The 21,178-nt window shown below is 41.5% G+C and carries 13 protein-coding genes; 3 read left to right on the top strand and 10 right to left on the bottom strand.

The window, feature by feature from the left end; translation table 11 throughout:
• Positions 1 to 5: 5 nt before the first annotated feature.
• The 3 genes from BM176_RS28530 to BM176_RS28520 are packed head-to-tail and all read right to left on the bottom strand — an operon-like array spanning position 6 to position 10,738.
• On the bottom strand, positions 6 to 7,337 hold the full coding sequence (locus BM176_RS28530; protein ID WP_090107816.1) for a PA14 domain-containing protein: 7,332 nt from the start codon (positions 7,335 to 7,337) through the stop codon (positions 6 to 8).
• Between the two features lie 26 nt (positions 7,338 to 7,363).
• The gene (locus tag BM176_RS28525; protein ID WP_090107815.1) at positions 7,364 to 8,455 is read right to left on the bottom strand and encodes a hypothetical protein; all 1,092 of its coding nucleotides are present in this window, start codon (positions 8,453 to 8,455) and stop codon (positions 7,364 to 7,366) included.
• A complete protein-coding gene (locus BM176_RS28520) occupies positions 8,456 to 10,738 on the bottom strand; it encodes a hypothetical protein (RefSeq protein WP_090107814.1) in 2,283 nt (760 codons plus the stop codon).
• Between the two features lie 416 nt (positions 10,739 to 11,154).
• Here BM176_RS28520 and BM176_RS28515 point away from each other — a divergent pair, with 416 nt between their 5' ends.
• From BM176_RS28515 to BM176_RS28500, 3 genes are all read left to right on the top strand, one after another.
• Positions 11,155 to 11,496, top strand: coding sequence for an ArsR/SmtB family transcription factor (locus BM176_RS28515; RefSeq protein ID WP_090107813.1), 342 nt, complete (start codon positions 11,155 to 11,157; stop codon positions 11,494 to 11,496).
• The gene (locus tag BM176_RS28510; protein ID WP_090107812.1) at positions 11,493 to 11,921 is read left to right on the top strand and encodes an SRPBCC family protein; all 429 of its coding nucleotides are present in this window, start codon (positions 11,493 to 11,495) and stop codon (positions 11,919 to 11,921) included. Before BM176_RS28515 ends, BM176_RS28510 begins: the two co-directional genes overlap by 4 nt.
• Before the next feature lie 549 nt (positions 11,922 to 12,470).
• On the top strand, positions 12,471 to 12,926 hold the full coding sequence (locus BM176_RS28500) for an ankyrin repeat domain-containing protein (protein WP_090107810.1): 456 nt from the start codon (positions 12,471 to 12,473) through the stop codon (positions 12,924 to 12,926).
• A gap of 156 nt (positions 12,927 to 13,082) precedes the next feature.
• Here the strand turns inward: BM176_RS28500 and rnhA are convergent, their stop codons facing one another.
• The 7 genes from rnhA to BM176_RS28465 form a co-directional block, all read right to left on the bottom strand.
• A complete protein-coding gene (gene rnhA, locus BM176_RS28495) occupies positions 13,083 to 13,544 on the bottom strand; it encodes a ribonuclease HI (RefSeq protein WP_090107809.1) in 462 nt (153 codons plus the stop codon).
• A gap of 18 nt (positions 13,545 to 13,562) precedes the next feature.
• The gene (locus BM176_RS28490) at positions 13,563 to 15,200 is read right to left on the bottom strand and encodes an acyl-CoA carboxylase subunit beta (protein ID WP_090107808.1); all 1,638 of its coding nucleotides are present in this window, start codon (positions 15,198 to 15,200) and stop codon (positions 13,563 to 13,565) included.
• Positions 15,201 to 15,281: 81 nt separating this feature from the next.
• Entirely contained in the window at positions 15,282 to 15,932 is a 651-nt protein-coding gene (locus BM176_RS28485; RefSeq protein WP_090107807.1) for a C40 family peptidase, read from the bottom strand.
• Between the two features lie 12 nt (positions 15,933 to 15,944).
• Entirely contained in the window at positions 15,945 to 17,060 is a 1,116-nt protein-coding gene (locus tag BM176_RS28480) for a CapA family protein (protein WP_090107806.1), read from the bottom strand.
• A 160-nt stretch (positions 17,061 to 17,220) separates the two neighbouring features.
• A complete protein-coding gene (locus tag BM176_RS28475; protein ID WP_090107805.1) occupies positions 17,221 to 18,942 on the bottom strand; it encodes a thaumatin family protein in 1,722 nt (573 codons plus the stop codon).
• A 575-nt stretch (positions 18,943 to 19,517) separates the two neighbouring features.
• Positions 19,518 to 20,447 (bottom strand): bifunctional helix-turn-helix transcriptional regulator/GNAT family N-acetyltransferase, encoded by a 930-nt coding sequence (locus BM176_RS28470; protein ID WP_177230573.1) that lies wholly within the window; start codon positions 20,445 to 20,447, stop codon positions 19,518 to 19,520.
• A 485-nt stretch (positions 20,448 to 20,932) separates the two neighbouring features.
• Positions 20,933 to 21,178, bottom strand: a 246-nt coding sequence (locus BM176_RS28465; protein WP_143097947.1) for a T9SS type A sorting domain-containing protein, incomplete at its 5' end; no start/stop codon positions are given.

The following is a 21,178-nucleotide window of genomic DNA, read 5'->3' as shown; positions in this document are numbered from 1 at the left end:
TTTAATTACTTTTTAGGCAAAGATCTTGCTCCTGAAGATTTTTTCGTCCTAAGACTACTCATTGCTTTTGAATTTACTGCTGCTTTACTTACCGTAGAACTAGCAGAAGATTTTTTCGTACTAAGGCTGCCCGTTGCTTTTGAGTTTGCGACTGCTTTACTTACCGTAGAACTAGCAGCGGCATCTGTTATCTCATTTGCAAAAACTTCGGGACAACCTATTACAGTATGAGCAGGATGATGGATACCAATATGGCAACTAACTCTGAAGACGCCATTAGGTAATGCATCATTCTTCATCATATTATTAATATTCTTATTAACAGAACCATACATATCTGTATAGTCGATGGTCAATGAACTGTCTGCGCAGCCTTCCTTCCCGGACGGCTGTGTAAACATCAGGAATCCAGCATTACTGTTCGTACCAGCACCGACATAACTACCATCCGGGTTTTGTAGAATTTTATTTAGAAATGGATATGTACCATCTTTTACCATTGTCCAGTTAGACCAGGCAATTGTCTGGTTGGCATTGATTTTCTGCCAGCTCAATTTGTTATAATTAAAATTCTGAACAGCCATAAAACCTCCATCTGAAGTTGGACAGAAGGGCATCAAGCTGGATGCAGTTCTATCAAATGGTTTACTAAACAATTTTTTTGAAAGAATGTCTCCATTCTCGTTGATTGTCAGCAAACTATTATAATTCGATCCATCCTCTCCAGTGTTGCCAAAATTCAATGCATATCCGGTAGATGTTTTATGAATAAATCCGCTAAAATTAGTTGTGTTCGCAATATTGAGGTCATATCTATAAGAACTTACAAGAGCACCAGTATTCTTTTGCATTTTTAGTACAATACCATCATAACCCCAATTTGAGTATGTACCACCCACCACTACAAGCGTATCGTTATTTTGAATGAGGTTCGTTACTATATCCCCACTTGCGTTTCCTATTTTCCTGGTCCACATTGCATTTCCGTCAGATGACAATCTTCCAATCATTAAGTCCACGGTATTATCAGATGCATCATAAGTCCCAACAAATGCATAACTATCATCATTTAACTGAATGATATCTACACCTTGTTCTCCATTGGTGGTATTATATGAAATTCTCCGGCACCAAGTTGTATCTCCCATGTTGTTTGTTTTCACAATAAAAGCACTACTTGCTGTATTATCCAGATTTTTTTCTGTTCCAATAGCAATGTACCCTCCGTCTGAAGTAACTCTTACTTTTCCAAAACGACAGATACCTTCTCTTCCATAGGATTTGGCCCACATAACATTTCCTTTGTAATCTGTCTTTAAAAGATAAGCCCCTGTATTCTCTCCTGTAATGTCTGCTATACCGAGAGTTGAACCGGCAAGTATATACGTACTATCACTCTTCCTCGCCAAATCAGAAATGATGTCAAATAGAGATCCCTCTTCAGTTATATTTGCATAGCTATGCATCAGGCCTGGAACCTGCTTACAACGCCCATGTATGTTGGCAAATATCTGTCCGCTGTCTAGCACTTCCTGCCATGCTTTTGCATTAGCATCTGCCTGGCTGATGGTGGAAGTATACTTGTTTGCAGATACTTTGTAAAGAACGGGATAATCTGTTCCGACAGGACAACCCTGATTAGAGTATGATTGACCGGTTGCCATGTTCGCGTAAGTGGTACCACTTTCATCACAACCCGGCTGATCATCCCCTGCATAATCAGGATAACCAGTAGCTACACAACTGAGTACCTTACCTGCTTTCATCTTATCAGCTACCTTCCATACCTGTTTAAACTCTACTGCGCCCGCTCCCAATACCTTCGTCGAATCAAAAGACAGGATATAACCTGCATCTGTTTGCACCAGCGGATTAGCCATTAACGAGATCTCACCTACACTGGTGTTTATATTTCTTCTGCCGGAACGGATGATTTTCAATGAGATATCATTACCTGTGAAAGGTGCTCCTTCACGGTCTACAAAATAAAGATCTACCGCACCACCTTTGAGCACATTTGCATCTACTACGTAAATCATACCTGGTGCACGGAAGGTGGCAATGTCCGGGTTGCAATCTTCGCCTCCTGTTTTCTGTTTGGAACCAACCAGGATCTCATCCCCTGCCGAGAAATAATCTGTTACGGCAGGTCCATTAGTAATCCGGCCCTGGTTGATATAGATATGATCAAGGACAACATCTATATTTTTATAAGCTCCGCTCATACCATCGTATGCCCAACCGGCAGACCAGCTGAAATTGTATAACGGATCTTCAAACTCATTCTTAGTGCTTGTTAATACCACGTTGCCGGTTTCTTTGTCGTACAACAGGTTCTCCGCAGTTACCTGACTTCCTTTATCAATGGTTATAGTACGTTCAAGTATACCGTGCCGGTTAATAACCTTGGTGGCGGCTACAGAATTATAGCGCGTTTCTTCTCTGTGATAAAGACTCAGTAATGCCGGGATCAACCAAACAGGAGGCCATGCGAATGAGAAGAAGTCTGCATTAATATTCAGGTTTGCTGCGGTGGTGACAGAACGCTGTTCCCGCATATCCATCATCAGTTCCAGATCCTTACCGATAGTAGTAGTGGTATCTATCTTTCCTTGCGGATCAATTGTTTTTACGATGTTGCTGAGGTGTTTAAACTCAGCTTGCTGATTATCTACACGATAGAAGTTTTCTGTATAACTGACTGCCTTGTCGGGATCTGTAGCAGCATAAGTCCCCTGCGACCTTAACTTTCCGTTCATATCATTGAGCTCAATTTTAAAGCCCTGGCTCAAGCCAATGAAATGCCGCACATTGATCTTCAGAAAATTTGTAAGTACTGGTTTGAAACGCTTCTTGCCATCTGCCAGCATAGTCATATCCACCAGCGTGGGGAAGTCGTAACTGGTGTAAAAGCAGGACTCCACAAATCCATTGGCAGAACGTATGTTCTTTGCATGGATAGAAGTTACCCGTACTTTTCCATAACCAACGGAAGGTGAAGGGAATAAGGATTCTCCCAAAGGTTCTTCAGTATATCCAAGACTGGTAGGAGCCAGCGGCGCTACCTGCTGATCATATTCAATCGGTACTCTCCAGGGATTTTCTTCTCCTCCCAGCATAGGTTCATAAGTAGCTACCCCGCTGCTGATCTGTTCTTTCACACCATTCACCTCTCTGGTGGTGGTATATTGGTATTCCTGTCCGTATACAGATTCCCGTTGTTTGGTCATTGCATCCCAATGATCATATATCCGTACCCGTTTAACGCGTATCCCGCCACCTAGTTTTTTATAAAAAGGATTATTTAAACGTACATAAGTACGTGATACATCTACAATTCTTGCCAACTGTTTGATACGTGCCACACGATCAAAACTCACCATGGCGGTCATTACATTATCCGCCTGGGATAAGAGTACTTTAACGGCATCTTCCAGCCCAATATCATCTCCCACATCCGATCCTGGATATGCTTTTGAGGGAAGGTTCTGCCGCAGATATTGAATAGCAGCTGTTGCCAGCGGACTGTAAATACTGGTTGCCATGTCTAACTGGCCCTTAGTGTTAATAGCTTTCACTCTAACCCAGATGGTATTACCATCGTTAAAGAAGCCGTACCTGTTAGGATCCAGTGTTGCATAACAGGGAACAAACTCTTTGCCTCCACCGAATTTATCGGATGGTACATTCACGTACATACGGAAGTAGAGTTTCTCCATACCTTCCAGGTAACGGGTATATACTTCTTCCTTACTTTTTACTGCCTTGGGTACATTGATCGCAATAAACTGGTAATCGATCAGTCCATACAAATCACTTTTCAGATCATCAAGATTGTCTGGCTCTGTGGCGGAAAATCCTGCTACACTGTACATCTGTGCAGCTCTCTTGTTCTGCACGAAACCGTAATCATCACTTTCATAATCTATCTTAATCCGGCCGCCGGAAGGCAGCACGATAGAGTCCAGCGTCCAGGCTGCTGCATTTTGTGCGGCGAGCGTGCTGTCCTGCAATGCGTAAGGGTAATCACCATTGGTGATCAGGTTATCGGTAGAAGAACCTGGATTCTGGATGGCGGGTTTATAATTACCCCAGCGATCGTACGATTTGCTATTGTATGAAGGATTATTATTGTTGTAGTTAAAGATGTAAGGATTACGCTGGCCTTTATCATTACCGTTATAAGTAAACCATACTCTTTTCAATGTGAGTTTACCGGAGTCACTAACCGCTCCGTTTACCCCCATACATAACTCATAAGTATACTGGAAGTGTACTGTTTTTACAGGTTTCCGGTTTGGCTTATTGAAATCAGCTTTATTATAAAGGTTAATCTCATCCAGTTTGCGGGTGATCTTACCTCCCTGTCTTATACCATCTTCATTGATGGCTGCCATGTCTTTACGTTCGCTCATTTTAAATGTAGCGATCATATTTTTCGACTCGATGGAGTTCAGATACCAGAGTTCTTTTTCACCATATACATAACTACCCTTATCATCACGGTTATCTGTTTTCAGTCCTTCATTGTAATTAGCACTGTCTGTAGCAGGAACACGCCATGCATATGGGTTCTTAACACCAGCCAGCTTTGTATAATTAAACTTGATTGCATCACCTCTATCATCCGGAGTGATACCGTCACCGGTAAGATCCTGATAATCGGGAGATAAGATACCTGTCAGAAGGAATGAGTGTGCATATGCGGGCATCAGTTCGCTGCTATAGTAACGGTCGTTACCATTAGTATTATTTACACTATTATCTATACCAGGTGTATATTTTACCAATCCGGCTGTTACACTTCCCCGGCCTGCATCCACTGAAAAACTTGTCTCCTTCTGTTTCAGGTTGTATACTGGAATACCATAAATGTAACGACGGCCGTCACTATTGAGCACATCTATTTCGGAGATGTGGTTCTCCCGGCGGAAATTATTCACCCGCTTCTCCCTGGATAATACAGGACCTGCGACTGTATCTTTCGACGGCATCAGGTACAGGTTGCTGGTAGGGATGCGGATACGCTCCTGGGAAGGATACTTCCATTGTAACTTCATTACAATATTTTCCTTGGCATTGAAATACTCCAAACGGATATTATAAAATTGTCCGGCAACCAGGTTCACTAATGTCGAATCATTCCCTACTTCCGCGGAATGAACATTCCATCGATCAATCACCATGCTGTCATTCAAATATAATCTTACCCCATCATCACTTATTGTATAGAGCTTATACGCTCCTGTTACATCTGCTTTCAACCGGCCTGTCCACCTTGCATTGAAGGACCTGTCCAGGATGCGGGAACCCTGAGGAGAACCTGCATTCATTTGATCCTTGTTGCTTATGTTGACAACGGTATCTATTCTTTCAAATAATTTCTCATGATAGTCCTGTGTGTAAAACTCACCCAGCAACCCTACACCTTTACCGTCTATTTCTTCAGGAAATGCTACTGCACAGTTATTGATTCCATACTGATTCTCCCTGTAGTTCTCTATATACTTTGACAATCCACCAATACTGGCTTCTGCTGCGGTGAGGTACGAAATAACCTGCGTTCTTTTATCCCTGGTTGCCTTCGTAACATTACGGGGACTTAGTGTTTGTTGTCCTACCAGGTTTTTATTATGATATCTGTTGAGTACATGGGTAGTAGAAATATCCGGATCGCTGTTACCCGCCTGGTTCAGTGCTACTGCCACCACATCATCATCACCAATATTATTATAGAATGCTTTGTCATTCACTGTCATTTCACCCGGATTCCTGAAGTAAGCAGCTTCAAAGGCACCGGTGGACGATTTAAAAGCTATTGTTTTACCCAAGGGATTCAAAGAACTCCAGGGACCACTTTCTGTGTAGGATCTGGTAATACCGATATCCACACCGGCATGTACAAGGTCTCCAGAGCCAAGATCTATACCAAGGCCCAGAGAATTGTCTTTTGTCCGCATGTAATGATCGTGTACAAATCCGATGTCTCCACGATACGCACGGAACATACCACCTGTACCTTCTCCGGACATTGCAAATACGTCGTAGGTATAGGCAGGAACAGCGATATTGGGTACAGCAGGTTTCTCGCGGTAAGGGATTTCTTTTTCCCGGTTAAAATCCAACAGTACAGCAGAATTGCTTTTAGCATTCTGTGAATTAAGGTAACCAAAGGCAGGTAATGCCAGATGCTGATCGGCTGATCTGATCTCCTGTTTAGCTACATATCCCCTCAATGATGCATTTAAGTGAAAGATCTTGATCTCACCGCCTACTTTAAGATCAAAGGTGTATAAAGTGCTTGTATAAGGCAGTGTAACCGATGGTGTATAGGTAGGAGAAGAAAAAGATATCTGAGAACCGAAAATGGCCCGATTCTTTGAATTGGGATCTGAACGAACAGTGGTTACCGTGATGGGTTGCGTAGGAGACCCAGGGTTGAGTTTCGCCTGTGTTTTATATTGCTCCAGACCAGCATAGACCTGCAGGGCTTTCATACCTGAACGCGAATTAAAGGAAGACCCAATCCCGATATTACCAGTGATAGCTTTATTTTCAGATTGAATATTCTTTGTCATTGCATAATCCAGTGAACCTCCCACGGTTAATCCTTCCTGAGAACTATTAGTAAAAGATAACCCGGATGTCAGGTTTCCCATACTGGAAGAACCCACATTAATGCTTGTATTCAGCCCACTTTCAATGCCCCAACCCTTGTACGAGTTATTTACAATACCAACAGAAGCTCCTACACCAAGAATGGGAAATCCTACAAGCTCGGAATTGGCTCCAACCGTTACGCCAATTGTCTTATTCGGTTTAATAGCGGCTACTTTCTGGATGGTATCGGTACCATTGAAGTCATCCGGTAGCCCTCGCAGATTACGTGTAATCGTTCCTGGGTTGATGTTCCAACCAAGACCCACCCAACTTGATTCCTGATCCATAGAAATACCACTATTATATCCCAGGGCAATTGGGTATCCCCCTACATCCATCAATGGAATATTGTAAGAGAAGTCGCCACTAAACAGATCCACCATGTTATCATTATTCACAGAGTGGAAAGCCTGGCTCTCCGGCTGAGTGGGACCTCCCAGATCTTCTGCTTTAACAGGAGTAGCTTTACCAATGAGCCTGGTAGGAGTAGATTTACGCTTGTCCGTTACAGACAATGGGCTCATCGATCTCACAGCCGCCGGGACGCCGGCATTATACCTGCCAGTTGTTCTTGCAACACCGAGTGCATAAGAAGGGATAATTGTTTCAAAATAAAGCAAGGCTAACATTAAAGACGCAATCGTCTTCTTACCCTTTGCACTAAGTTCCAGTATCATTGAGGACTATATTTATCGTTCGTTTATTATTGTTGGTTGGCGGAATAAATGAATTTCAGGTACCAGTATTCCTGCCGGGAATTATATAACCGGAACAGGTAATGCTCCTTATCGGCTAACGTATTCCTTCCAGGCAATACCTGCAACAGGTTCTCGCCTGCTTTCAATGACAATACACCATGTTTCTTTATTTCATTCTTCCCGTCAAGTGTGAGGATCTCATATTTAACGGTAGTATCTCCCGCCAGGTTATTATAGCTGCACTGTAGTTTACCACGACAGGCAAACACAGTTCCGTCTAACTCTTTTCTAAGTTGTATAAAAGCATCTTCAGTTACCTGAGCTTTCACAACCTGCACTCCTTTTATTCGGAATGTCCATATATCTGTTTGCGCAGCAAACTGGTTCCCGTTATTAGCAGTTACTGTCCATGCGTAACGTTTAGCCGTATCCAGTGCTATGGCAGATACAGGATAACTCACAAACGTATTCCTGTTATGTAAAGACCTGAACACCGGAATATTCTGCTGGATCGCTTCTGCTGCTGACTGACCCTTGCGCAGTTCTACCATTACCATATCGTAATTCAGGTCATTGAAGATGGTAAGCGGTGCAGGAGGTAACCACGTGAATTGTGGCAGGTTGCCCTCCTCAATACTTTGATCTGCCGGTGTATTTAATAGCGGAGGACTTACCGGTTCTACCGCAAAAGGCAAACAATCTTCTGCTACCAGCTTAGCGGCATCTCCCGTTTGCTGAATCACACTATAACAGGCAAGGTAGGTACCTGCTGAGAGCAAGCCGTTAGGGCTTCTGTCTACAGCCATTGAAAGGTATTCGTAAGCCACAGGCATCACATCTCCCAGCTGGATCTGCTTTGCCCCCTTATTCAGAACAATGGAGCGGGAGATACCTGTCAATACGGGCTGGTTTGTACGGGCATCTGTTATACGTAACTCTACCCTCACACTTACAGCTCCACCAGAAGCAGATACCAGCAGCATATTCCACAATTGTGACTTTTGCATCACACCTGAAGGTGGCAACTGCACAGTCATACTCATCTGTCCTTTAACCTGCAATGAGAGCAGGGCCAATAACCAGAAAAAATGCTTCATTTAAAATATTTTAGTATAGGTAACTCTGCCTGTATTATTTGAGATCAACCGTTTCTCAGCTCCGGGAATAAACCCTTTATCTGCCATTAGTTCAATTTGTCCCAAATGAGGAATATTTATTCTCATATTACCGGTATAGCCAATCTGTTGGATATTGTACACCGTTTGCTTGCTGTATTTCAATCCTGCTCCGGCATCCAGCCAGCTATTAAACCTGTACTGCGCATTTCCATCTGCTCCGTATAAGTCATATTCACTGTTCAATGCTGCAGATACAGTACCCTGGATGCTCCATCTTCCCAGGAACATTACCTGGTCCAACAGGATATTCTTCGTATTGAAATACACAAAATTGCTATCCGTTTGCCGGTTGTAGAACTGTGTATAAGACAACGTTGTATTCATTGTAATACCTGCATATTTATAGAAGTGTGTGAGCGACCCTACGAGTGTATAAAATAGATTCTCAGTATAGCTATTATCACTTAGTTTGGTCAACTGTGAACTGGGAAAGTAACCAACTGAAAGTACGGGCCATTTCTTTATTCTCAGCGTAGCCTGAATGCTTTTAAAAATGGTATTACTCTTATATTCGGCCTGTTGATACTGACTGGTGTAATCATTCTGTCTGATACTTGCAGCAATCGTCAGTTGCTGTTTAAAGAATGGCTGATCTACCCGTACGGACCACGCCGTTTGTGCAGAACCGGTAGTGTACATACTGAAAGATTGAAAACTTTCCCCCATCACTTTATACACAGCATTGATCTTTGTGCCTGTTAGCGGGATAAAAGAGAATGCTTTCACAGCATAGGCTTCATTAGAACGATCATTAAAATGAAATAAACTGCTTAGTTTACTTTCTGGTCTGTAATATGGGAGTGATGATTTAGCCACTTCTCCCGTTACATAAATATTCTTCGTTAACTCCCAGCGGCCTTCAAGCGCCATGCCCATCATGCGATAATCCGGACTGTGTGCACTATCTGTAGTGTTTAAATTATATAACTGTTTCTTTCCTGTGTAATAAGTGAAGATCAGGTTATTACCTTCTTTCATTCCCATACCTACCCGGAAAAGGTTCAGGTATTGTTTAGGCCTGTCACTGTTCACTATATAATTCCTGAACCGGTAATCTATTACTCCACTGGCAACAGCTACATAATAAGAAGGGTTGTATTCCACCTGGATACCCTGGATACTGATGTCTTTTGCGGTCAGTTCGGAGTAATTGACCATTGTTCTTCCTATGCCAAATGATTTAATAGCCAGCAGGGTTTTATATCCTTTTGGCAATACCGTATCAGGCAAACCCATTGCATGCAACTTATCAGCCAGTTCCTTATTGTTCCGGCTATTCATGACAGCACTCTCGAGTTCATCTTTTCCATTACCGTATTTCTTTTGCTGCTGCCTGTATTGCAGATCCATTTTGTCCCATTCCTTCTGCAAGGAATCCAGTTGACGGCCTTTTGCAGCATACAGCTCTTCAAAGTGACTACTATCTGAAGGCAATTTTTTATCCGGTATCTTCCCATGCAACAATGCATTAAGATCAACTTTCTTCAATAATGACAAAGAATCAAAGTTGGGTTGGTGCAGGGAATCTTTATCAATCTTATACAGTTTTCGCTCTCTTTCTTCTACCAGCTTTTGCAGTTGTGCAGGAGAAGACATCCAGCCTCGCAGCTTTGATATTTCCAGGGCCTTCATATCCATCTGCAGCCTGTATTGCTTTAATTCATCCAACTTGCCAATACGGCCCGCCTCATAGCGTTGTATCTTATCCAGCAACATCCCCTTAAAATCACGGTTAGTATATTGAAGATTCAAACCGGTAATATTCCTGAACATAGAGGAGTTTCCCCTGGTTGTAGAGAAGCCTATACGAAACGGATATTGATCCTTCACCGTAATATCCAGATACGTTTGAAGTGTATGCTGATAAACATCTTTTTGCTGATAGGGAGTGTCTACGCCCGACTGATAATACAGGTCATACATTATATTACCATGAACCTGCAGGAATGGCTTTTTGGGTATTATGATCTTGTCCGTATGATAATTTGCATCTTTGATCAATGGGATAAATGCGTATGTATTACCACTATCACGGGCAAGCATATAGGATATATTCCCGGATGATTGTTGTACTCCCCTGGGGAACAGCAATATATCTCCCTTACCGTCAGTACTATGTAAAATGGTACTACGTTGTAACTGGGCATAGGTATTCAAGCCTCCTGCCAGGAAGAAGAGTAATATATAAATATGTTTATTCAAAATACGCTAACGATCTGTTGTAATTGTGAACCTGTCTGACGATGTATAAGAAGCCACAAGCAGAGGAGGGTTTACGATGTTTACATGACTAATACAGGGAGATTATAACTCCATAAGTAAAAAGGATTTTGTCTGGTAATTAATATTGTAAAATGTGTCCCAATACGATATGATAAAAACTTTTCCCCCTTAAGGTCAAAACAATAAACAGTTAATTTGATTCAGGGTATTTACAAACTCTAATTCATGGCAAAAGTAAACCGTTAAAAACATATTTCAAAACTTTCATACCATTTTAATTTATAATTCTACTTTTTTATCATATAAGTACAGGCCGCGTTTTAAATATTTGCGTAACCAAAAGGTTTCATTATATTTGTAACCGAACGGTTTCATATTATCATAATCAGTTTTGTATGAGAAGAGATGTATTCCAGGCTATTGCAGACCCAACAAGGAGAGAGATCATTCAGTTAGTAGCGCGACAGTCTCTAACACAAAATGCTGTAGCCGATCATTTTGATATCAGCAGGCCAGCGGTATCCAAACATATAAAGATCCTGACGGAATGCGGATTGATTATTATAAAACAACAAGGCCGGGAAAGGTATTGCGAAGCGAAACTGGCTCAACTGAATGAAGTATCTGCATGGATTGAACAATACCGCGAATTCTGGACAAATAAACTTGATGCATTGGGTAAATTTCTGGAGGAAGACAATAAACGCAAATCAATAAAAAAAACCAAAAACACATGAAACAGGAACCATTTGTAATTGAACAAACTTACAATGCGCCCGTTGACAGGGTTTGGAAAGCCATTACTGATAAAGATCAGATGAAACAGTGGTACTTTGATCTGAAAGAATTTAAACCAGAAGTAGGCTTTGAATTCCAGTTTGAAGGGGGAAAGGATGGCAGAGTATATGTACACCTCTGTAAGATCACAGAAGTTATTATTGGTAAAAAACTCACCCACAGCTGGCAGTATAAAGACTTCGAAGGCAATTCGTTCGTGACCTGGGAATTATTCCCTGAAGGAGATAAAACAAGGGTAAAACTGACTCATGAAGGATTGGAAACATTCCCACAGAACAATGCAGACTTTGCAAGAGAAAGTTTTGCAGGTGGCTGGACTTATATTACAGGTACTTCTCTGAAAAATTTTGTAGAGAAAAATTAGTAACGTGGGGGTATATCATCGGTCTTTATGCTAATTCAGATTATATAACATGATTGATATAGTATCTCTTTATAAAAGGATGATATACCCTCTTATTCTGATCCCTGGTGAACAAGATGCCTCGTTTATTTTTGAGTCCTTATCCTCAGGCTTAATAAAATAGATGCAGCGCCTATCACATAAATAAAATAAATAGGCATTGTAGCCATTCTATGCTGTTTTACATCATAATATTTATATCGATCAACTCCTTTGAAATGCAATAAAACCGCAATCCCTATCAGGAAAATCCCCCAACAAGCCAGCAACAGCCAGCCCCATTTACTCATAAAATTCCTTATCCCTTGCATTATCTCTTTTCGTTATTAGAATGTTAATTACTGTTAAAACTAATATTTAAATTAATAAATTTATATATTTGAATTAGGCAAATTCATTTAGGGGCTGAATATTACACGTTAGGATGGCTAAATAACTACGAATGAATAACTTATAGAGATTAGGGAATCTATACTTACTAATAAACCAAGATCAAAAACTATTACTACGATGAAAACGCTTGCCCTGGTAATTTTATTACTTACTTCTACCTCTGTCTTGTTTGCTCAACAAAACATGAACGACAGTATGTATGAGGCAACTTCAAATGCGGACACAATTGCAATGAAGAATTTTATAACGAGAGGAGTTGATGTAAACCTCCTTATAAAACAAGGATTTGTAGAAGCAAATCTGATTATTACTGCTGTCTATACTAAAAATCCTGAGGTTGTAAAACTTCTTTTAAGAAATGGCGCGGATGTAGACCTGGACGATGGATTTGGTGCAACTGCACTCATGTATGCTGTTAGCAACTCAAATGTGGAGATTGTAAAAATCCTGCTGGAACATGGTGCAGACCCGGCACTTAAAGATAAATCGGGCAATAATGCTTTCTCTAATGCTAAAATTGCGAGAAACAAAGAGATTACCAGGATGCTGAATGAAATGCGTAAAGATAAATAAATCCTGCCCTTGCAGATAAAGAAAAGCCTGTATCGGATGTCCGATACAGGCTTTTCTTTTTAAAAATCTATTCCAAATAGTTGTAAATCGCTTAATATAATGTCTTCCGCCCTAATTTATTCAGGCAACCTTCGGCATGATCATTTGATCCCTCATTTAACCGGCAGCCGCTTCAAAACCAGTATCCACCAGCCAATCACCACTATCTGCGGCCTGAGTGGCCAGTTCATCACAACGGTTATTTAAAGGATTGGAAGCATGGCCTTTTACCCATGTGAATTTAACCTGGTGTTTTTTATAGGCGGGAATAAACCGCTGCCACAGGTCTTTATTCTTCTTATCCTTAAACCCGATCTTTACCCAGTTCCATAACCAGCCTTTTTCAATGCTGTTCACCACATACTCACTGTCTGTAAAAATACGTACGTTCAACCCGTCTTTTTTAAGGGTTTCCAGTGCTACGATCACAGCCAGCAACTCCATACGATTGTTGGTAGTCCGGCGATAACCCTGTGATAATTCTTTCCGTACGCTGTTCCACATAAGAATCACACCATAGCCACCTGGCCCCGGATTACCACGTGAAGAACCATCAGTATAAACAATAACTTCCGACATAGCGCGCAAAGATAATATCTACACCTGAAAAACACCTAAATTAAAAGCAGCTTCTACCGGCGCCTGGTTGGCGGCCGTAATACTGGCCGATAATATTTTACGTGTATCCATAGGGTCTATAATTTCATCTACCCACAAATGTGCCGCTGCATAATAGGGTGTAGTTTGACTAAGGTAACGTGCTGTGATATCATTTAACAACCGGTTTTCCTCTTCAGGAGTTATTATTTCACCTTTTGCTTTCAGTGAGGCTATCTGGATCTGCAGGAGCGTTTTAGCAGCCTGCTCTCCTCCCATTACGGCCATCTTGGCGGTGGGCCATGCATAAATGAAACGTGGATCGTATGCTTTACCACACATGGCATAGTTACCTGCACCATAGGAATTGCCAATAATAACGGTAAACTTCGGTACCACAGAATTAGCTACTGCATTCACCATTTTAGCCCCATCTTTAATGATACCGGCATGCTCACTGCGACTGCCTACCATAAACCCTGTTACATCCTGCAAAAATACCAAAGGAATCATTTTCTGATTGCAGTTCATAATAAAACGGGCCGCCTTATCTGCACTATCATTATAAATAACACCGCCCATCTGCATCTCACCCTTTTTACTTTTGACAATCTTACGCTGGTTCGCAACGATACCTACTGCCCAGCCATCAATACGAGCATAACCACATAGAATACTTTTGCCATAATCTTCTTTATACTGGTCAAATTCAGAGCGGTCTACGATCCGGCCAATTATGTCGAGCATATCATATGGACGTGTATTGTCCTCCGGAATGATGGTATATAATTCAGCAGGATCTTTTTCCGGCGGGGCGGAAGCAATACGGTCAAATCCTGCATTAGCAGGATGCCCCAGCTTCCCTATAATCTTTTTAATATGATCCAGGCACTCCTGGTCCGTTTTGAATTTATAATCGGCAATACCTGAAATCTCCGTATGGGTAACGGCGCCGCCCAACGTTTCAGCATCTACAGTTTCGCCAATAGCTGCTTTTACCAGGTAAGGACCAGCCAGGAAAATGGAACCGTTTCCTTCTACCATCAGCACCTCATCACTCATGATAGGCAGGTAAGCACCTCCTGCTACACAACTACCCATTACTGCGGCTATCTGGGTGATGCCCATTGCACTCATACGGGCGTTATTGCGGAAAATACGGCCAAAGTGTTCTTTATCGGGAAAGATCTCATCCTGCATAGGTAAATACACACCGGCACTATCTACAAGATAAATTACCGGTAGCCGGTTTTCCATGGCAATTTCCTGTAAACGCAGGTTCTTTTTACCTGTAAGCGGAAACCAGGCACCCGCTTTTACAGTCATATCGTTTGCCACGATCATGCACTGACGACCGCTTACATAGCCAATACCGCCTACAGTACCTGCTGCGGGACAACCACCATGTTCTGCATACATTCCATATGCAGCAAAAGCACCAATTTCTGTAAAGTCTGTATTTTTATCCAGGAGATAAGCAATACGTTCACGTGGGGTTAACTTTCCTTTCTGCCTTATTTTTTCGAGGTTCTTTTTACCTCCGCCCTGTTCAATGACAGCGAAACGTTGTCTGAGTGTACTGAGTGCCTTACGCATGGCATCTTCGTTCCTGTTCAAGTCCAGTTGCTGTGTATCCATATGATTGTTTTTGGTTCTACCCTTTGGGGATCGGGTCCTAAAATAAGGAAAAACCAACAATTATGGATTACAGCGGATCATTTAATTCCCTGCATCTTCCAATGGCACCACCTGCGGTGCAGTAAATGTAGTATCTGCCTCAAATAAACGTTTGGCATAAATAAATCTGTCCTGGTAATATTTGCTATGAGTGATGTTTGTAATATTTACTCCCTGATCACTTGAATGGATCATGAATATGTTCCCGTCCTCCACTTTGTAAACACAACCTACATGGCTGATACGTTTCGATTTGGATTTGGATCGTCTGCGACCGGAGAAGAAAAGCAGATCGCCAGGGGAACAGGATTCAGTTGTAATAGTTTCTCCTAACTGACCGATATCGGTAGCCCTGCGGGGTAAAATCCAACCTATATGGGAAAATCCGTATTTGATAAGGCCGCTGCAATCGAACCTTTCAGGACCAATAGCCCCTCTTCTGTAAGGCTTCCCTAACTCGGATTCGAGTACCGTCAGCATATGATTGATGTTATTACTATCACTGGCGCTGACCGATATAGTATCAACATTGGGCGCTAAATAAATGGGATTTAAAGTAGTATCCTTATGTCCTTTTTTCTTCTTCTTGAAAATAGAGATATGGTGTTTTGTTCCCGTTTTAGCTTTTTTCTTTTCTTTCGCCTGCACAGCTGCAAACGCGAAAAAAGATATAAAAATCAGTAATTTCTTCATTAAAAATCGATTTTACCACAAAGTCCCGGCGCCCACGTCTTTAAATCCAAAGTCCTCTTCTGATAACGCGCTAATCAATTTAAATGCTCCCATAGTGCTATCCACTTTAGGGATTCCCTCTCCTTCCTGAATAAAAGAAAACACTTTATTCTCCGCCAGAATTCCTTTGTTCGTGATCTTCACCTGCAACAAAGGTGCAATATTATTGGGAGATTTTAAATTGAATTGATGATAAGTTGCAAAATTCCCCAAACTATATGCGACCAACTTCTCTTTGTATAACTCCATTCCCCTTACTACATGAGGACCCGAGCCAATTACCATATCCGCTCCGGCATCAATGCACAAATGAGAAAAATGTCTTACATCCCCCCTGTCCTGTCCAAAGAAGATCTCCCTGCCTTTAGGGGTATGCTTACGTGAAGCACCTTCCCCACCTCCATGAAAGAATACAATGAGCACATCACACATCGGGCGCAATAAAGCAATATTTGCCCGCACAAGTGAATCATCATTTAAATCCAGACAATTACTGTGAGGGGCAAATGAAGCAAAGCCAAATTTAGTATTGCGAACGGTTAATGTATCTATTGGATGCTGAGGTACACCACTTGTTCGAATGTTATTTTTTTCCAGAAAATCAAGGGTATGCTGTACGCCCTTCATCCCAAAATCAAATGAATGATTATTGGAAATATTGAGATAGTCAAAACCAGCATCTTTATACCACTGTGCATATTTCAGAGGGGTACGGAAAGCGAAACACTGGTTGCCTCCACATTGTTTGTAAAGCGGTGCATTATCCGAAACAGCACTTTCCAGGTTACCAATACGCAGGTCTGTTGACTGCAACAATGGCATGGCATCCTGCAGGATATTCCCATCTTCTTCTTTTGGAAGAAAATAAGTAGATGGATAACTTGAACCCACCATCAGATCACCAACGATAGAGATACTGATGGTATCACTCTCCGGTTCCTGTATAGCTCTTGTAAATTCCTGCTTCTGTGGAAGCGTTTCTTTTACTTCAATCTGCCCTAAGAATAAAGGTGAAACGACTGCCAATCCGGTTAGACCGAAAAAAAATAATACCTGAATGTTATTTGTTGCTAAAGTTACTTTTTGCACAGGGGTCTCTTATGCTGATTTAATATAATATCACAAAATTAAAATAATTAGTGGAGATGAGAAAGCGGTCAGGCATTCATATGCCTGACCACTTTTTATTTGTTATTGATTATGAATCATTTACTACCATTCATTATTTTTCCCCGTAGTCACTTTGTAGTCATTTTACAAATGAGGCGGTATGTTTTTTTCCATCTTTTATGATGGTGAACCAATAAAGTCCTTCTGATAAACGGGAAACATCTACTTTACCCCCATTCACTTTTGGTGTGAGTACAACCCTTCCGGCAGCATCTGTAATTTTTGCTTTTACATTAGTGAGGTCAAATCCGGCTTTTATAGTTAATAAATCATGCACAGGATTAGGATATAACAAAAGGCTTTCTTCTGCTAGCGCGTTCACAGTATTTTCCGCATTAGCAATTCTTGCAGCACCAATTTTCGTAATACGAATCCAGTTAAAATTCCAGCCACCTGCCTGTGCATAGATACCTACATTGTACGTACCTGCGTTGACGGTAACATTGTGAGAAATGGTTGTCCAGTTCTGCCAGCCACCAGTAGAAGGTACATCGAGGTATCCGAGTATGGTTGAACCCGCATTCAGGTCAAGAGATAACCTTCCGCCACCACTTAAACTGGCTACACGATATTCTACTTTATATGTGCCGGAAGTTGGGAAGTTGATACTGGAGTAAGCCATCCAGTCGCCCGTATCAATATATCCTACATTTGATCCGCCGTCCGTATCAGTTGTACCTTCTACAGTTACACCAGACATAGAACTGTAACTCTCTGCCTGAATCAGTATACTACTGCCGGTAGTAGTAACAGTCTCCACCTTGAGCGAAGTTGTTATGTCATTCCAGCCATCATCTACCAGGCAGGCATCCTCAGCAGTCTTCACCAGAGATGCCCCGGTAAAGTTATCATCTGCATATAGCGTTACTTTATACCCGCTCTGTACTTTGAGCGAAGAGATATCATCATCGAGAAGACTATTTGCCTTCATCTGTGCCAGTGTATACGTGCCCGCTGCAAGACCAACAGTCGTACCCCCATAGTTACAATCTTTGTAAAAAGTAGCGATAGCAGGTGTTCCACCACCACCACCAAAGATAACCTGGTATTGTGCGCCCGTACATACAAATGTGCTGGCTGCATCATCATAAGCATAACTGTAAGCATCCGGACAAGCAGTTTTGAAATATTGTGAATAAGCAGTAGGCTTACAGATAACAGGATCGTTATAAGCATTCGTACAACAATATATATCCGAATGGAATTTAGAACATGCACTCAGACAGCCAACTACCTTACCGGAAGAGTTAACGGTCTGCAACTCCGTAGGACAACCAACATTCAGGTCTACCGTGCAACCTGCTGTTCCATCAGCATATTTTGATGGCGGAACAGTAGGGGTAAAAGTGCCCGGAACAGGTAACATCCGCATAGGCAGATTAAATCCGTCCACAAGGCTGATATCATAATAATCCTGGTTCAGGTAACCATTGAATTTGATCTCTGCCAGTGTAGTTGGTGTACCCGTTAATCCATTACAATAAAGCCCGTTTCCGCAGCTTCCGGTTTCGCAGGTACCATTGCCATTAGCATCGAAGTTACAGCCTGTACGGCCCCAGAAACGACCTTCCCAGCCTACAGGGAAAGAACTGATTGTTTTACTGGCTCCGGCATCAAGACGGAAACCTCCATTTTCCGGGTTAACGGGTACCCATACCCCGGGAGATGTTTCCAGTTTACCCTGCAATCCAACCCAGATGGTCTGGGTTGTTTGATTAATTAACGTTACTGTGCGCTGTGCACGCGCAACCATTGCTATCAGCATAGCACAGGTAATAATGATCATTTTGAGTCTGGTCATAAGAGGGATTTTTGTTAATGAAAATATAGAAAAAGGTATCTTGGTGATATGTGTAAGATTGCTGTTAATCAATAAATACACTGCATCTGCCTGTTTAGTTTTTTAATTTGGATTTAGAATAAGATTTTGGATTTATTCTCTATTATACTTTACCTAAACATCGCGGCAGATAAGGTATTTATTGATTAATAGCAATCGCGCGTACAGTTATATGAGGACCAATCTGAAATATAAATAGAGGGAAACGGGTAAGTAACTACGGTTTGTGCATGCACGCAAACAGAGGTTGCCACTAATAGCAACACGATGAGCAGTGTTCTCATACTTTTCATGGTGATAGGTTTGATAAATAAATGATTAAAAGGGAATACCGGTTATTTTGAGCTTTAACAATTTTCCGATAATGATTAAGGTAGACAGAGGTTAGAATGTCAATGTACACAGGCTATTAAACGCAGAAGTTATTTGGTCAGGATAACTATAATAGACAACTCCATTATACACTTGCCTGCCAAATGTACTGATTGAATGCTAATAAAACAATAGAACCTGTAAAGAAAATATCAGCGGAATTATTAGAGATCCATATCGTAACGTTCTTCATACAGATGCTGTCCCCACATATTCATCTGTTTATCGCCCGTTTTACGGAAGCCGATTTTTTTGTAAATATCTATGGCGGTCACTTGCTTATCTGTAGTCATGAGATATACTTTCTGATATCCTTTTTCCCGGCAAAAAGCCAGGGCATCCTGCAGCAGTCTTTTACCCAATCCTAATCCACGGAAATCCGGATGTACCAGGAACCAGCGTAACTGTGCAATGTACCGGGAATGTCCCAATACAGCTACCGATCCTACAATCTGCGAGCCATGTGATGCCAGGAATATCTGATCTTTGGACGTATTATAAGCTTCCAGGAACTCGAAGAAGGTTTTGCATACGTAAGTCTCAAACTCAAGATTATACCCCGATTCCTTCGCATACAGAGCACCATGCAGATAAATAAGATAACCCACATCACCCGGTTGCAACTGACGGCGAAAAGTGATATCTTCTGCGCTAAGCGTACTATCTTCCGACAAGATATGCCGGATTGTTTTCATAGCTACTGCCAGCGTCTTTTGCTGTTCGTCAGGCAATGGAGCCAGTAATTCCTGGATCTGAGCAGTTGAACGCTCTTCCAGCATTTCAAGCAGCTTCTTTCCTTTTGCAGTGAGCTGCAGGAATGAAGTACGTGCGTCTAACGTGGATTTACGCTTGGAAACCAGGTGGTTTCCTTCAAACGATTTCAGCATACGACTCAGGTAGCCACCGTCAATACCCAGTGTTTCTACCAGTTTCCCAGCGGTACATTCATCCTCCTGCCCTACCCTTACCAATACTCGTAATGCCGATAAAGAGATGTTGCTTTCTGATATATGGCGGTTCAATAATTCCACCAGTCCCGTGTAATACCCATTAAACTCACTTACCTCCTGAACAACTTCAAGATTCACTGACATGTCCCTAATTTTCAGCAAATTTTGTAAATACATTTGATAAAAGCAACTATGTTGTTGTCAAAGGCAAATAAAACTTATACGAACAAAGTCCACAAATGAAAGTCCCAACATCCTGGCACAAAACATCAAATAAGCTATTTCACAAATCAACTGACTAACAACTACTTGAAATGGCCTTTCATAAAAAAGCATCGTAAATAACAGTCTTTAGCAAACAACTAATAGTAACATTCTTTCTGACTTCTTGTCATGATGCAGGACACAAGCAGTTGTCGTTTAGGATAATTCTTAGCGAAAAGTACTTTACGCAAAGTTTAGGATGGGGTTAAGATGGGGTTAGTTTGTACTAGTCCTGAATAGCTATACACCCAATGAAAAAAGCCGGCTTAGGGGTTATAAGCCGGCTTTTTCATTCAATTAATATTTTATATAATCTGATACAGTTAGTTTGAAGTAAATTCAGCTTAACTAACCAACAACATAAGTTATAGGATCATTAATTTGAGTGTTTTCACATCTTTAGGCCCTTCTACTACCAATAAATAGATCCCTTGTGTTAAACCTTGTATATTAAAGTCTTCTGTTCTCTTGGCTCCTTTTAATAAAGTTGATTTCTTTGAATAATAAGTTTGATTGTTCAACAGACTTATTACACGATAATTCACCGTCACATCTTCCATCACTGTTATATCAAGCGAAAACTGACCACTGTTAGGATTAGGACGCAGCTT

Source organism: Chitinophaga sp. CF118, assembly GCF_900112615.1.
GTDB lineage: Bacteria > Bacteroidota > Bacteroidia > Chitinophagales > Chitinophagaceae > Chitinophaga.
Note: the sequence above shows the minus strand (reverse complement) of the source record. Positions and strands in the feature narration are given on the sequence as shown.

Excerpts from the sequence above, each read along its gene's own strand:
- BM176_RS28530 (WP_090107816.1), bottom strand. The coding sequence starts at position 7,337 with ATGATACTGGAACTTAGTGCAAAGGGTAAGAAGACGATTGCGTCTTTA.
- BM176_RS28525 (WP_090107815.1), bottom strand. The coding sequence starts at position 8,455 with ATGAAGCATTTTTTCTGGTTATTGGCCCTGCTCTCATTGCAGGTTAAA.
- BM176_RS28515 (WP_090107813.1), top strand. The coding sequence starts at position 11,155 with ATGAGAAGAGATGTATTCCAGGCTATTGCAGACCCAACAAGGAGAGAG.
- BM176_RS28510 (WP_090107812.1), top strand. The coding sequence starts at position 11,493 with ATGAAACAGGAACCATTTGTAATTGAACAAACTTACAATGCGCCCGTT.
- BM176_RS28500 (WP_090107810.1), top strand. The coding sequence starts at position 12,471 with ATGAAAACGCTTGCCCTGGTAATTTTATTACTTACTTCTACCTCTGTC.
- rnhA (WP_090107809.1), bottom strand. The coding sequence starts at position 13,544 with ATGTCGGAAGTTATTGTTTATACTGATGGTTCTTCACGTGGTAATCCG.
- BM176_RS28490 (WP_090107808.1), bottom strand. The coding sequence starts at position 15,200 with ATGGATACACAGCAACTGGACTTGAACAGGAACGAAGATGCCATGCGT.
- BM176_RS28485 (WP_090107807.1), bottom strand. The coding sequence starts at position 15,932 with ATGAAGAAATTACTGATTTTTATATCTTTTTTCGCGTTTGCAGCTGTG.
- BM176_RS28475 (WP_090107805.1), bottom strand. The coding sequence starts at position 18,942 with ATGACCAGACTCAAAATGATCATTATTACCTGTGCTATGCTGATAGCA.
- BM176_RS28470 (WP_177230573.1), bottom strand. The coding sequence starts at position 20,447 with ATGTCAGTGAATCTTGAAGTTGTTCAGGAGGTAAGTGAGTTTAATGGG.